The organism is Methanohalobium sp., from assembly GCF_018609725.1.
In the GTDB taxonomy this organism is placed as follows: domain Archaea; phylum Halobacteriota; class Methanosarcinia; order Methanosarcinales; family Methanosarcinaceae; genus Methanohalobium.
Genome location: NZ_JAHENT010000138.1, coordinates 1 through 13,672 on the forward strand (window position 1 = coordinate 1; position 13,672 = coordinate 13,672).

A 13,672-nucleotide genomic window follows, 5' to 3' on the forward strand; every position below is an offset into this window, starting at 1 on the left:
ACCATGAGGGACCTTAGGGAAGAACTCGGTATCGGCGTCTTAACATCTGTTGAAGGTGCTCCAAAAGGCATCTCTGCCAAGATGAACATCGAGGAACTGCTCGACATCAAGATCAACTCATGTGAAAAATTCAGAAATCAGGTAAAATAAAACAGTTTAACCGGCAAGACCATTGACAGTATTTAGTGGTCTTGCAGTTTTTTTATTTTTTTATTAACCAGATTTAGATAACTGTTTTTTGTGGAATCTAAAAATTTATATCTTGGTTTTTGAATTTTATAAGTGGGAATCAGATTGGAATCGGTATATTTTCTACAATTGGCAGTAATTGTACTTATACTTGCACTTCTGGCGCAGCAATTAGGTAAAATCTTTAAAGTACCTCCCATCCTATTTCTACTTGCAGAAGGTATAATTATAGGTCCAGAAGTTCTCAACATCTTTGATCCTAACATACTGGGAGATGGATTGACTGTACTGGTTTCACTTTCTGTTGCTATCATTGTTTTTGACGGTGGTCTTAATTTAGACCTAAAATATTTGAGAACTATACACAAAAGTACTCTGAAATTGTCAACAATTGGATTGTTAATTACATTTATTTTAACAACCATCTTAACGCATTTTCTGTTAGGAATTCAGCTTGAAATGGCGGCTCTTTATGGTGCATTGATGGGCGCAACAGGTCCTACTGTAATAACGCCGCTTGTAAAAAATGTTAAAGTTAACCATAAAACAAGTAAAGTCCTTGAACTTGAAGGTGTATTTAATGATGCAGCCAGTGTAATTCTTGCCGCCGTCATTTTTGAATTCATTGTCTTCCAGCTATCAGGTATAGAAGCTATAGCAGGAATATTTTATCGGTTTATTGCAGGAGCATCAATGGGTGTTTTAAGCGGTTTTGCACTCAGTAAATTTTTATCCAAAGGACCTTTCATATCGCCACAAACGGCACGGTTGTTGACATTAACATTGGTTATTGGTACCTATGTAATATCTGAAATGATAGGTAGTGAATCAGGGGTTCTTGCAGTAGCGCTCTTTGGTATTATAATGGGTACTTCCAATGTACGTTATAAAATGGTATTGAAGGAATTCAAATCAGACCTTGTGGTGATGATGCTCTCTCTAATTTTTATATTACTTGCTGCACTCTTAAAATTTGATAACATCATCCAGATAGGAGTTACAGGAATTATAATAGTACTGTTACTTATGTTCCTAATCCGCCCTCTATCAGTATTTTCTACTACAATAGGTTCACAACTTGGAAGAAATGACAAATTATTCATATCTTTAATAGGTCCCAAGGGTGTTGTTCCGGCATCAATAGCAACCTATTTTGCAATAAGGCTGGATGCTTTAAATATTGAAGGAGGTCAAACTCTTGTAGGACTGGTATTTTTAACAGTAATTATTACCGTTTTTATGACAGGTACGTTGTCAAAACCGCTTGCTAATAAATTAGGAGTGATACCAATGGAAATTTTGATTGTAGGAGGAGGAAATGTAGGTCAATTGCTGGCAAAAAGGCTTGAAAAACGAGGAGAAAATGTAGTAGTGGTTGATTCATCAAAAGAAAAGTGTCATGAATTAATGAACTCGGGAATTAGAGCAGTTCATGGTGATGTAGAAGACATGAATATATTAAAAGATGCAGGAATAGAGAATGCAAAATATGTAGTTGCCACCACAGATAAAGACAATACCAATCTCCTTGTGTGTCAGGTAGCAAAAAGTAAATTTGGGTTTAATAAAGACCAAGTTGTAGCAAGGGTTAATGATGTAGAAAACCTGCATGCTTTCTGGGATCTTGATATCCGTTCAATGAGTCCTGCAAAAACAACAGCTATAGTTCTTGATGATATGATAGGTAGGCCTCATATGTTTTCCATGTGTGAGGTAGGTGGTGAAGGTGAGATACTGGAAATCGCCGTTACTAATCCAAATGTAGTTGGAAAAGCTGTAAAAAACCTGGCGCTCCCAAGAGAAAGTCTAATGCTTATGGTTAGAAGGGATGATGAATCAATTATAGCGCATGGAGATTTGGTTCTTGAATACAACGATATTGTAACTGTTATTGGTGAAGGTGATTCTGCTAAAGTGGTTGCAGATATGCTTGAAAAATAAAAACTAATATAACAGGTTCAATTTTTTAATTCTGCTAATTACTTTTATATAAAAATAAAACATATCTTTGTATACCTCTCAACTTAAAACAAACAAGAGGTATTTAGGTGTCTTATAATGGATGAAAAAGAAGCCGCAAAAGAAATCAAAGATAGATTCTCTGATTTTGGTGTAGATATACCACAGGAAGATATCGAAGAAAGACTTGAAAAATTAACCTCCAAATTTAAAGTACCCATGAGTGAAGCACGGAGAAGTGTTACAAACTATTTTTTGAAAGAATACAACATATCAAGAGGAGAATTCTATGGCAGTCAGACAGAAACGCCTCTTGTAAATGTTAAAGATCTTGTAGAAGATGGTAAATGGGTTAATGTCAAAGCTAAAGTCCTCCAGCTTTGGGATAATACCCATGAATCAATATCTCAGGTAGGTATTGTTGGAGATTCAACCGGTACAATAAAATTTGTAAAATGGGCTAATGCAAATCTTCCTGATGTTGAGGAAAACAAAACCTATTATTTCAGAAATGTAGTAGTTGGTGAATGGAACGAAAAATTCCAGATTAATCTTAATAAAACAAGTTCCATAGAAGAAATTGATGAAGATATTGAGATAGGAACATCATCAGTTACAGCCAGTGGAGCAATGGTAGATATACAATCTGGTTCCGGCCTTATAAAACGCTGCCCTGAATGTAACCGTCCGTTATCAAAAGGAGCATGCCCTGAACATGGAAAAGTAGAAGGAGTATATGATTTAAGGATTAAAGCTGTTTTGGATGATGGAGAATCTGTGCATGAAGCACTTTTAAACCGTGAACTAACAGAATATATAGGTGAAATAACCCTTGAGAGTGCCAAATCTATGGCATCAGAAGCACTTGACCCAAGTGTAGTTCTTGACTATTTGAAAGAAAAACTTATGGGTAAATATTACACGATTACAGGTCCTAAACTTGATAGATATATTCTGGTGGAAACAATAGAACAGCAGTCCAGATTCGATGAAAATGAACTTGATGAATTGATTGCCTCGGCTGAGGTGGTATAAATGGCAGCATTTGTTAGAGAAGTAGCAAAACGGGTATTTGCTCAGGAATTTAAAGAATCCAATCTGATGTTTAAAGATGGTGAAGACCAGTATTCTCCGCAGTATCTTCTTACACCTACAGGTGCAAAGGTAAACCGTCTTTTTATAGTGGGAACTCTTACAGAAACGGAAGACATAGGCACCGAAGCCGAGTTTCTCCGCGGACGTGTATCAGACCCTACCGGTTCATTTTTGATTTACGCTGGTCAGTACCAGCCAGAAGCTGCTCAGGTTCTTTCAGAATGTGAAAAACCTGCGTTTGTGGCAATAGTGGGGAAACCCAATACTTACACTACAGATGAAGGAGATGTAATAACCTCGGTTCGACCCGAATCAATAAGTGTGGTAGATGGAGATACGCGGGATATGTGGGTTCTGGAAGCTGCAAAGCACACTCTTAACCGTATCAACTCTCTGGATAAGGATGAACCTAATATCAAAAAAGTGGTTGAACACTACAATACAGATAAGAAACATTATTATGAGATGGTGCAGCAGGCACTGCAATCACTCAAAGAAACAGACTGACTGCTCTCCCACGACTGAAGTCGTTGGCTTTCTCTGCCCCTGCACCCCAATTCTCGTAATTTTTTGATAAATATGCATCAGTCCAGTGTGCTAATAACACTTGATAGGTGCAGTTCAAATTTTTTAATTATTTAATAACCAAAACTGTGATAAACAAAAAAGTTATACTTATCTATTGGTGATAAAAAATGAAAACCTATCTTATGATATGGTATAACAGTGATGGTGGGGCTACACCGTCAGAAATAAAAAATAGGCTTATGTCACTGGGATTTCAGCCTATACAGGGACCCTATGATTATGTATATGATTGGGGAGATAATGTAGACGTATATGAAATATTGGAGTTTGGGGATAAAGTTCATCTTAGCCTTCAGGACATGGGAGTAATATTCAAACTTGAAACATCTGAAAGTTACCATTGATTAATTTATGATTCTTCCTCTTCCATAAACTTGCGGGTTAATTCAAGAGAATCGCATGAACCTCCCTCAAGTTCAATTATATTCCCAGTAACAGAACCATTCTCAATTGTGATTTCTACTCCAGTAGGCGGAGACATTCTGGGTTTTGTCGGAGAACCGGGACATACCAGCATAACGTCTTCCTTTTCCACTATTGGTCTGTGCAGATGACCAAATATCAACACATCTACTTCCATTTCCAGAGCAAGATAACGGTAGGCGAGAGTATCAGTAACAGATAACGCTCCTTGGTGGATTATCCCAACTCTAACACCATCAACTTCAAATTTGGTTCTTTCAGGAAGTATCTCTTTAAGTCCAGGGTCATCGGCATTACCATAAACAGCTTTTAGTTTTCCGGTAGATTCAAATTCATCATAGCAACCTTTTGAAGTAAAATCACCGGCATGGATGATAATATCATAATCATCAATAATACCGGTAAGGTTCTGTGGAATTTGTGCCTGTTTCATATGCGTATCAGAAATTGCAAAAATTTTCATAAAAACTCCTCTGTTTTATTGTCTGGTAAGGTCTATCAATTCATATTCCATGTTTTCTGATTCCAGCCGGCTTAAAATCGTAGTAATTTCTTCATCAATTACCAGCACCAGCGAAGGTAACCCATGGAATGCTGCTTCAACGATTGATTCTTTAGCGCCGAACATCACATCAGGATTCTGCCCGATTTTTTTGAGTGCTATCAATGATTCTGTTCCTATAGCGGCAATATATGATTTAGATTTGGAAAGTGTTTGTAACCTTTCAAGATCGACCCTTTTAGACCCACCTCGTTCGACTTTTGGTATTTTACATACAGTGATTTTTGCAACTTCAAGGTCGATTAATCCCCTCAGGTCGGTAACACCGACATCCTCTCCTTTTTTTGCCTCATCAATGGTAATACCAGTTGAATTTGTAACTTTGTTGTTGCTTACATAGAGCAATCCATCACGCATTTCAAGGTATACCTTTTCGTCTTTGTCAAGGTCTTTTTCTGCAATAGCAGTCCATGTTGATACATGGCTGATAATATCACTCATTACAAAACGAGCATAACGCTTCATATCTGCTGCATTTTCCAGAACCCATTCTACACCGTATTTTGTAATTCGGTATTGAACCCTGCCTTCCGAATATATGAAACCATCTTCGACCAGTTCTTTCATGTATTCAGAAACTGCCTGTGGGGTCACCCCGATTTTTCTGGCAATTTCTTTCTGTCTAACGTTAGGCTGGTGAGCAGCTACTTCAATCAAAATCAAAAACTTTGTAATCCCGCTTTTACTCTGCAGGAGGTCTATCATTTGGTATCCTCTTTAACTCTGAGTCTTTGACCCATAACCGATAATTTATCCGACCTTCTGGCAAGGGAACGCAAATATAAAGGACTTTTATTAAGAGACCGTGCCAAATTGTTCAGTGAATTGTTACCCTGTTTGACCATTTCTTCCAGTTCTTCTAAAGTATCTTTAATCTCTTCATAGGGTTGGAATGCCAGTGTTATAATATCACTTAAATCATCTAATGAGCATTGGAAATTGGACTGTACTTTGGAATAAGCAGAATGGTATTCCTTTTCAGGTTTTTTACCGGGTTCAGGCATTTGCCATTGGCTTTCAATAAGACCTCCTTTTTTAAGGATGTTGATGCTGCTGGTCACGTCATCGCCTATATATTCTTCCAGCTGTTTTTCTGACATCCACATATTGGACAGGGCATCATATACCTGTTTATGTTTTTGGTGTTCGAATGTTTTTAAGAGCGGAACCAGTTCGGATGGATCATTTATAATTCGAGTTCTCTTGCCCATTGTTACTACGACCTCCAATATATCTTGGTATGAACCTGTATAGAATGTATAAAATTTAAACTTAATAAATGTGTTGTGAATTAAAATTTATTTAATTTTTTAAAGATTGTATTTGCCGGTTTATAATCAGCCAGAGACATCTTATTTATTACCGGATGTTACTGATATTTACAGTTCTTAAATTATAAAAATTGCTGCCGCAACAGCAGTAGTCCATTTTAGTTTATCATCTGCTTCAGCAGTTATTGCAATATGCGTGGTTTTTAATGGGTATTTTTCAGTCCATGATTGATACATCTCTCTGGCAAGTTTTTCCGCGTAATTACCTGCTGAAGTTTTTGTCTGTCCTGCTCCGTGGTATTCAGAGATATACCCTATTGTATTCTGGTCGCTGGGAACTGCACACCCTATTGAGGCAGTTATCTGGTCTTCGGGTTCATTCGATGAAATTCTTGAGAGAACACAGAATACAATTTCACCTGGATACAGTTCTGACAAACCCTCTTCTTTTGATACGATTTTACAATTTGGAGGCAGAATAGAGCTTACTGTAACCAGATTAAATTTTTCAATACCTGCATTACGAAGGGCTGCTTCGAAAGACTCCAGATGTTCTGAATGTCTGCCGATACCACTGGTAAAAAACATTTTTTTTGGTACTAGGTTCATATTTGTTTACAAGATGTTCTTAATTTATAGAGGGAATACTGATGTTGTTAATAGTTTTTAAAAATTGCCCTTTTATTAATAAATATTTGTTCTTTATATACCTTAAAAACAAAACCGATAATTTTATGCTGATAGATTATCTAAGTTAGCAGAGATAATATGCCCAAAGACCTCTATAAAAAAATTAATGAAATTCTGGATGGCAGACAGTTATCAATCAGCGGCATTACCCGGGAATTAAAGAATGAAGGATATGATGAACACCGTTTATTTCTGACCGGATATTTACGTGCACTCAAGGATATGGATAAACTTGTAGAAATTGAAGTTCCTCCATCTAAAATTTACAGGTTGATGGATGATTCAGATGAGACTTCTGAAGACGTTTATTCATTGCTTTGTGACCATCTGAAACAACTGGATTTTGATTATCGTGTTCCAGTTGGAATATATATTGCATTCAACCTGTTTGAAAGACCGGTTTTCAGGCAGGAACTTAAATTAATTGGTTTTAGTGAAAAACAGATACAAAACCAAGTGGATGATTTTGCCAACATTGTTCAGGAATCAACAGATACAAACCTCAAAAAATATCGATCTGACATTACAAGAATTGACATACCATCAGGAGACAGGGCATATGAAATAAAAAGTGATGATGAAAACATCATCCAAATGTCAAATGAAATACTTATTGAACTCATGAAAGAATTCGTAGATATCAGGGGTCTTGTTCCAAAAACAAAGCAAACCAAGTTATCTTTTTAATGTAATCCATTTTAACATAAAGGGGTCAATATCAATGACAGATTTAAATGTTGCATGTATCCAGATGGATATATCTCATTGTAATAAACAATACAATATTGATAAAGCGGTATCAATGTCTGAGAAGGCTGCAATGGATGGCGCACATATCATCGTTTTGCCTGAAGTATTTTCCACAGGGTTTTGTTATGAAAATATGGAATTATCAGTAGAAACCTATCCCTATCCAACACTGGAAAAACTTGCAGTTGTATCAAAAACGTATGATTGTACAATTATTGGTTCAATAATTGAAAAAAAGGAACAATCCTATTATAATCTTGGATTCTGTATTGAATCAGGTGGATTTGCTGGATTCTATAGGAAAACCCATCCTTTCGGACGTGAGAAATCTTATTTTTCTAAAGGTGATTCAATCAATCCTGTCGAGCTTCAAAATTTCACAGTCGGGCTTGTAATTTGTTATGAACTCCGTTTTCCTGAAATCGCAAGAAAATTAACATTATCGGGTTCTGATGTTCTTGTAACTATAGCAGAATTCCCAGATCCCAGAATAAACCACTGGTATACGCTTGTTAAAGCACGTTCAATCGAAAATCAGGTACCACATATTGCGTGCAACCGTACCGGAAGCGACCCATATTCTACCTATTCAGGTGGTTCTATGATAATTGATGCATGGGGTAATGTTAAAGCAGATGCAGGAAACAGTGAAGCTATAATCTTCTACAATATTGACCTTGATGAGACCAGTAAAATCCGTGAAAAAATGACTGTTTTAAGTGACAGACGTACTAACCTTTACTGGTGATTTATTCCTGATATTTTTCAACCGTGACCCAGAAAACACTACCCTTGCCCTGCGGATTGTCTCTTACACCTGCTTCTCCACCATGGAGTTCTATAATTCTTTTTACAATGGCAAGTCCAAGTCCTGACCCTTTCACTCCACCTTTTTCAGCACGTTTGAACCTTTCAAATATCAGTTGTTTGTTATCATCTGCAATCCCTTCTCCAAAATCAGTAACTGTTATCTCCCAGAATTTATCTGCATCATGGATTTCGATTATTATTTTACTCTTTTCAGGACTGTATTTTATAGCATTGGATAACAGATTGGAAAATACATCTTCAATAAAGGGGTCTGCTCTAGCAGGATATTCTCCTTCTACTCTAAAATCCACATCCATCTGTTTTTCGTCTAATGTAGGCTGATAATTGTTAATCACTTCCTCGAATATGGATTTGATATCCAGCCGTTTAAAATCAAGTTCTTCTACAGTATTCAATTTTGTAAGTTTGGATGCATTTTCTATCATATTGATAAGCTTGTTTGTATTACGTTTTATAGTTTCAAGTGTCTTTATTTTCTTCTCATCATCTTCCATTTTAAGCAGTACATCAGAATATCCTTTAATAATGGTTACAGGATTTAGAAGGTCGTGTCGTAATATATCTGTAAAAAGATCTTTCAGATTATTCGAATCCCTGAGGTTTGTTATCATTGAATTCAATGCTTTTGACAGTTGACCGATTTCGTCTTTTGATGTATTTTTAATCTCTACATCAAAATCACCTTCTGAAACTTTATTGGCTGCTTCAAGCATTTCATCCACAGGTTTTGTAATAGTCCTTGAGAACCATATGCCAAAGATTGAACCCATTAATGCAAAAGCAATCACGACAATGGTAAGGCTATCCCGTATATTATGCAGTGGTGCATAAAATTCCTCAACAAAAGCACCTGATGCAATCACCCAGTCTCTCTGTTCATAATAGGTATAGCCAACCAGTTTGTCCCGACCTTTCCATATATACTTGATGTTACCTTCCTTTTTTGCTATCATTTCTTTTGCAAAATCATAATTGAGAACATTTTCTCCCTCAAGGTTTGGGTGAATTATCACTTTTCCATCAGAATTAATTACATAATAATAACCGGTTTCGCCGATAACAATGTCTTTCATCTGGGATTTTATTTTATTGATAAAAGGCTTTTCTGGTATACCGGCACAGAGTATTCCAATGGTTTTATCAGAAGAATCTTTTATAGGGCGATAGGCGTTGAGGTACCATTGATCCTGTATTTTTGAACGGTCAATATAGGTATTGTCTTTTATTACTACTTCTCTGTATACTTTATCAGATGCAAAGTTTTCAGTTTCTGTATAATTTTTATTGTCATTTTGTTCAATGCTTTCTGATATTTTTACTGCTCTGTTGTTTTTAACTTTAAATATAGCAACTCTTCCACCTATTTGGTTTGTTATGTCGACTACAATATCTGAATTGTTATTGACAACATATCCGTTAACAACCATTTTGTTATCTACAATATCAGGAATACCTCTGGAATACAATTCATCACTTGATGTATTCAGGTTATTGCTGACTTTTTCTCTTGCAGTGGAGAATGTGGCATTAATATAATCTTTTTCCAGTTTAACCTGGTCTTGTAGTTTTTCCTTTAATTCACTGTCAATGTAATTCTGAGTCTGGTCATAGGCATAAAGACCCAGCAGTGATACTGGTAGAATAGATAAGATTAATGCAAACGCTATAAGCTTACGGTTTAATCTTATATCTTGAAGTTTCATTTATTTAGCTCCTTTAAATAAAACAACAGATTTGGTAACTGGATATTTGTCATCCTTTACTTTTAAATTTATTCTCTTTGCTTCAGATTAAAAAATGTATAAGGGACAATTAATGGTCGTCCCTCTACTTATTCTATATATATAGCAGGTTTTAAAGGGGCTGCATATCTGGATTTATTATCTGGGTCATACTGGGGATTATCAGCGTTATCAATTTCTACTGTACATCCGGTTTCTTTTTCAAAAAATCCCAGATTTTCTTTTAATACAGATTCTTCATCCAAATCTGCATTATAGATTTTGTCGAATTTTTCCCTGTCCATACTGGTAATGTTTGGAGCTATTTTTTGCACAAATTTTTGTACTTCTTTCCCGTAGGATTTTATTACAGGATCCTGCATCAAATCCTTCATCAGATTCCCGATGTTAAGGTTGCCTTCATTGTGCATTTTAAGAGCCCTTTTATAGGATTCATTTTTCCATTCAGGTGATGTGTAGATAACAATTTTTTTGGGGTTGATTTTTGTAACTTTTATTATCTCTTCAATATCAGATAATGTGTTATTGATTAATTCTTCACCCAGTTCTGCAGCGTTATCGATAAGTTCTGGGTCATGTTCTGGGTATGGAGCAAGGGATACAAATTCAGGTCCTTTATTACCCATAGATTCCCAGATTTCTTCACAGATATGCGGGGCAAACGGAGACATCAAGCGAACCCACGTATCAAGTATATCATAAAGCAGTTTTTCTCCGCCTCTTCTCTGATACCATTTTATTTCATTGGACAGGAAGAAAAATGAATTCTGTAAAGCGTTACGTGTTTTTATTGCATCCAGTGCATCATTTGTATCCATTATATTATGCTGGAGTCTGCTAAGTATCCATCTGTCTATTTGATGCAGTTCACTTTCTTTGTTCTGGGATAGGCCAGAATCCAATATCTCTCTTGCAAAGTTGTGGAATCTTTCTATCTGTTTCTTTGTAGCTTCAATTCCGCTGGATCTCCAGTCAGCATCCTGTGTTTGTTCAGCATTTGATAATATATAGACCCTTGATATATCCGCTCCATAGTTATCCACAGCATCATTTAGTGTCAATAATGGACCTTTCGACTTGCTCATTTTTTCCCCTTCAAGAGAAACAAATCCGTTAACAGCGATTGTCTGAGGCCATTTGTCCTCATCAAATATTGCAACATGGTGGAAAAGGAAAAAGATCAGATGGTTTGGAACAAGGTCTTTACCTGATGACCTCAAATCGACAGGATACCAGTATTCAAATTCATACCGCATTTGTTCCAATATATCCTTATCAATACCGCTTTTTTCTGCAACATCTTCTAAGTTTCCTTTACCAAGCAGTACAAAATCAAACGTTTCAGGAACCATTTGTTTAGGTGTAAAATTTTCCTGTACAAATTTTCCGACTATATAATATGCCATGTATATGGTAGAGTCAGCCAAGGATTCGATAAGCCACTGTCTGTCAAAAGGTAAACGGGTTCCAAGTCCTTTTTTCCTGGCACATGCTTTGTCTTTGATCCAGTCCACTTTATTTTTAAACTCATTTCTGTATTCAGACGGTATGATGTCCATTTGGTCAATACATCGGTAAACATTCTCCTTCCATTCAGGGTCAGAATAATTCAAAAACCATTGACCTCGAACCATTTTTACTACACAGGGAGTTCCACAACGACAGACTACAGGCTCACTGAATTCATAGAAAATCTCTCCTATGTTCTGTTCAATAAGGTCTTGGGTGAGTATGTCTTTTATTTTTGATACCTCTATATTTGCATATTTACCGGTGTTTTCTTTCAGGACACCGTTGTGGAACTCTTTACGATAAACGGCTTTGGTAGCATCCTCTGCACGTGAATCGTTCTGGTCTACAACACCATACTCTTCAACAGCTTCAACAGCAGGGAATTCTCCATATTCGGAGACATCTATTAATGATATAAATTGAATATCTCTTGGATTTTTATTAATTCCATATTCACTCAAGTTTTTATCATACATATCCTTGAGTGCCAGATAATCATAGGGTGCATGAGCAGGCACACTCATAACAATTCCGCTACCGTATTCATCGGTAACAAAAGAAGCAGGCAGACTGATGACGTCATCCCCTGTAACTGGGTTTTCTACCTCAATACCAATTAGGGAACTGGCAGGGACATCTTCTATGTATTCAACATCTTTATCTGTATATTGAAGCTTTGTATAAGTCCTTTTACTCACAATCCAATATTCAGACTTGTCGTCTCCATCCTTTTTGACTTTCACTTTTACATATTCAATTTCAGGATTGACCCAGAGGTTTGTGACTCCAAAAACAGTTTCAGGTCTAAGGGTGGCACAGGGTATTATAACATCATCGTATTTGAATTTAATAAGAGTGTAATCCACAATGTTTGCTTCTTCACCATGAAGGATGTCGTGGTCTTCAACAGGATTATCGTCGCTGGGACACCATTTAACAGGATGTGAACCCTTTACAATGTAACCTTTTTTGTACAGGAGGTTGAACTGCCATTCAATAAATTTTTTATAGGCTTCTTCTGTAGTTGTAAATTTACGTCTCCAGTCAATGGAATACCCGATGGATTTCATCGATTTTTCAGCTTCAACTGTAAAATAGTCTACAATTTTATCAGGGGTATCCAGATTCTCCAGAATGTTGCGGGGGATACCATGGTATTTGGAATATACTTCCATGGTTTTGGGTTCTTGCTTTTTAATAAGTTCAGCAAGTCCAACAAGAGGTGTTCCTGTGACGTGGAACCCCATAGGATACAGTACATTGTATCCTTTCATCCGTTTGTGTCTTGCTACTGCATCACCTATGGTAAACGTTCTTGTATGACCGGCGTGCAGGTTACCGTTTAAATAGGGGTAGGGCACTGTGATTAAAAACTTTTCTCTGTTGTCAGGGTCGGCTTCAAATATTTTTTCTTCATCCCAGCGTTTCTGCCATTTTTTTTCTATTTCATGTGGTTTATAATCTTGAAGCATTGTAAAGACCATCCTTTGATTAAACCTTATTTATCCGAAAACACCGCATTTCTTATCGATTCCATCGTAGCATCCACAACAACAGGTTTTGGACATGTATCAACTACTTCCTGTGGGTCTTTGAGTAGGTGACCTGTTGTAACACATACCACAGTTTCGTCTTTTTCTATTATTCCTTCATTAACCAGTTTTTTAAGTCCTGCTACAGATGATGCACTTGCTGGTTCGACACCTATACCCTCAAGCTGGGCGAGGTCTTTTTGAGCCTGTACAATCTCATCATCGGTAACAGTGTCCGCCATTCCATTGGATTCGTATATAGCCTTTAATGCCTTCTTTGCATTTACAGGGTTTCCGATACGTATCGCGGTTGCAATTGTATCCGGTTTTTTTTCAGGTGTGATATCCTCTCTACCATTTCTATAAGCGTCCACAATCGGAGCAGCACCTTCGGACTGGATACCGGTCATCTGGGGGCCTTTATCAGTTATACCTATGTTCATGAATTCTTTAAAGCCCTTATAAATAGCTGTGATATTTCCAGCGTTTCCAACTGGCAGTACTACTCTATCGGGGACATTAAACTCC

At 36.8% G+C, this 13,672-nt stretch carries 13 protein-coding genes and 1 pseudogene; 7 read left to right on the forward strand and 7 right to left on the reverse strand.

What is annotated here, in order from left to right; all coding sequences use genetic code 11:
• The 5 genes and pseudogenes from QZ276_RS09330 to QZ276_RS09350 all read left to right on the forward strand — a co-directional run.
• Window positions 1-150 (forward strand): annotated as a pseudogene (locus QZ276_RS09330) ([dimethylamine--corrinoid protein] Co-methyltransferase); the annotation flags it as partial.
• A 168-nt stretch (window positions 151-318) separates the two neighbouring features.
• Window positions 319-2,130, forward strand: coding sequence for a cation:proton antiporter (locus QZ276_RS09335; protein ID WP_342765720.1), 1,812 nt, complete (start codon window positions 319-321; stop codon window positions 2,128-2,130).
• 117 nt (window positions 2,131-2,247) lie between these two features.
• Window positions 2,248-3,183 carry a replication factor A gene (locus QZ276_RS09340; protein WP_292487389.1) on the forward strand — a complete coding sequence of 312 codons (936 nt, stop codon included), beginning with the start codon at window positions 2,248-2,250 and terminating at the stop codon, window positions 3,181-3,183.
• Entirely contained in the window at window positions 3,184-3,750 is a 567-nt protein-coding gene (locus QZ276_RS09345) for an RPA family protein (protein ID WP_292487391.1), read from the forward strand.
• A 188-nt stretch (window positions 3,751-3,938) separates the two neighbouring features.
• Window positions 3,939-4,175, forward strand: coding sequence for a hypothetical protein (locus QZ276_RS09350; RefSeq protein ID WP_292487393.1), 237 nt, complete (start codon window positions 3,939-3,941; stop codon window positions 4,173-4,175).
• A 5-nt stretch (window positions 4,176-4,180) separates the two neighbouring features.
• On the opposite strand, the gene QZ276_RS09355 is transcribed toward QZ276_RS09350, so the two are convergent.
• The 4 genes from QZ276_RS09355 to QZ276_RS09370 form a co-directional block, all read right to left on the reverse strand.
• Window positions 4,181-4,717: a metallophosphoesterase gene (locus QZ276_RS09355; protein ID WP_292487395.1), complete on the reverse strand. Its 537-nt coding sequence runs from the start codon at window positions 4,715-4,717 to the stop codon at window positions 4,181-4,183.
• Between the two features lie 15 nt (window positions 4,718-4,732).
• Complete coding sequence (locus QZ276_RS09360; RefSeq protein WP_292487397.1) at window positions 4,733-5,521, reverse strand: winged helix-turn-helix transcriptional regulator; 789 nt, start codon at window positions 5,519-5,521, stop codon at window positions 4,733-4,735.
• Window positions 5,518-6,027 carry an ArsR family transcriptional regulator gene (locus tag QZ276_RS09365; RefSeq protein ID WP_292487399.1) on the reverse strand — a complete coding sequence of 170 codons (510 nt, stop codon included), beginning with the start codon at window positions 6,025-6,027 and terminating at the stop codon, window positions 5,518-5,520. Before QZ276_RS09365 ends, QZ276_RS09360 begins: the two co-directional genes overlap by 4 nt.
• 177 nt (window positions 6,028-6,204) lie before the next feature.
• A complete protein-coding gene (locus tag QZ276_RS09370) occupies window positions 6,205-6,696 on the reverse strand; it encodes a pyruvoyl-dependent arginine decarboxylase (protein WP_292487401.1) in 492 nt (163 codons plus the stop codon).
• A gap of 159 nt (window positions 6,697-6,855) precedes the next feature.
• Between QZ276_RS09370 and QZ276_RS09375 the strand changes: the two genes are divergently transcribed.
• Together QZ276_RS09375 and QZ276_RS09380 are read left to right on the forward strand one after the other, a co-directional pair.
• On the forward strand, window positions 6,856-7,464 hold the full coding sequence (locus tag QZ276_RS09375; RefSeq protein WP_292487402.1) for a hypothetical protein: 609 nt from the start codon (window positions 6,856-6,858) through the stop codon (window positions 7,462-7,464).
• 34 nt (window positions 7,465-7,498) lie between these two features.
• Window positions 7,499-8,275 carry a carbon-nitrogen family hydrolase gene (locus tag QZ276_RS09380; protein WP_292487404.1) on the forward strand — a complete coding sequence of 259 codons (777 nt, stop codon included), beginning with the start codon at window positions 7,499-7,501 and terminating at the stop codon, window positions 8,273-8,275.
• Between the two features lies 1 nt (window position 8,276).
• On the opposite strand, the gene QZ276_RS09385 is transcribed toward QZ276_RS09380, so the two are convergent.
• From QZ276_RS09385 to QZ276_RS09395, 3 genes are all read right to left on the reverse strand, one after another.
• Entirely contained in the window at window positions 8,277-10,061 is a 1,785-nt protein-coding gene (locus QZ276_RS09385; protein ID WP_292487406.1) for a Cache 3/Cache 2 fusion domain-containing protein, read from the reverse strand.
• Between the two features lie 128 nt (window positions 10,062-10,189).
• Window positions 10,190-13,084 (reverse strand): leucine--tRNA ligase, encoded by a 2,895-nt coding sequence (gene leuS / locus QZ276_RS09390; protein WP_292487407.1) that lies wholly within the window; start codon window positions 13,082-13,084, stop codon window positions 10,190-10,192.
• A gap of 26 nt (window positions 13,085-13,110) precedes the next feature.
• Window positions 13,111-13,672, reverse strand: a 562-nt coding sequence (locus QZ276_RS09395; RefSeq protein WP_292487409.1) for a pyridoxal-phosphate dependent enzyme, incomplete at its 5' end; no start/stop codon positions are given.

Coding starts and splice junctions, on each gene's coding strand:
- QZ276_RS09355 (WP_292487395.1), bottom strand. CDS start 4,717: ATGAAAATTTTTGCAATTTCTGATACGCATATGAAACAGGCACAAATT.
- QZ276_RS09380 (WP_292487404.1), top strand. CDS start 7,499: ATGACAGATTTAAATGTTGCATGTATCCAGATGGATATATCTCATTGT.
- QZ276_RS09345 (WP_292487391.1), top strand. CDS start 3,184: ATGGCAGCATTTGTTAGAGAAGTAGCAAAACGGGTATTTGCTCAGGAA.
- QZ276_RS09375 (WP_292487402.1), top strand. CDS start 6,856: ATGCCCAAAGACCTCTATAAAAAAATTAATGAAATTCTGGATGGCAGA.
- QZ276_RS09340 (WP_292487389.1), top strand. CDS start 2,248: ATGGATGAAAAAGAAGCCGCAAAAGAAATCAAAGATAGATTCTCTGAT.
- QZ276_RS09385 (WP_292487406.1), bottom strand. CDS start 10,061: ATGAAACTTCAAGATATAAGATTAAACCGTAAGCTTATAGCGTTTGCA.
- QZ276_RS09365 (WP_292487399.1), bottom strand. CDS start 6,027: ATGGGCAAGAGAACTCGAATTATAAATGATCCATCCGAACTGGTTCCG.
- leuS (WP_292487407.1), bottom strand. CDS start 13,084: ATGCTTCAAGATTATAAACCACATGAAATAGAAAAAAAATGGCAGAAA.
- QZ276_RS09360 (WP_292487397.1), bottom strand. CDS start 5,521: ATGATAGACCTCCTGCAGAGTAAAAGCGGGATTACAAAGTTTTTGATT.
- QZ276_RS09350 (WP_292487393.1), top strand. CDS start 3,939: ATGAAAACCTATCTTATGATATGGTATAACAGTGATGGTGGGGCTACA.
- QZ276_RS09370 (WP_292487401.1), bottom strand. CDS start 6,696: ATGAACCTAGTACCAAAAAAAATGTTTTTTACCAGTGGTATCGGCAGA.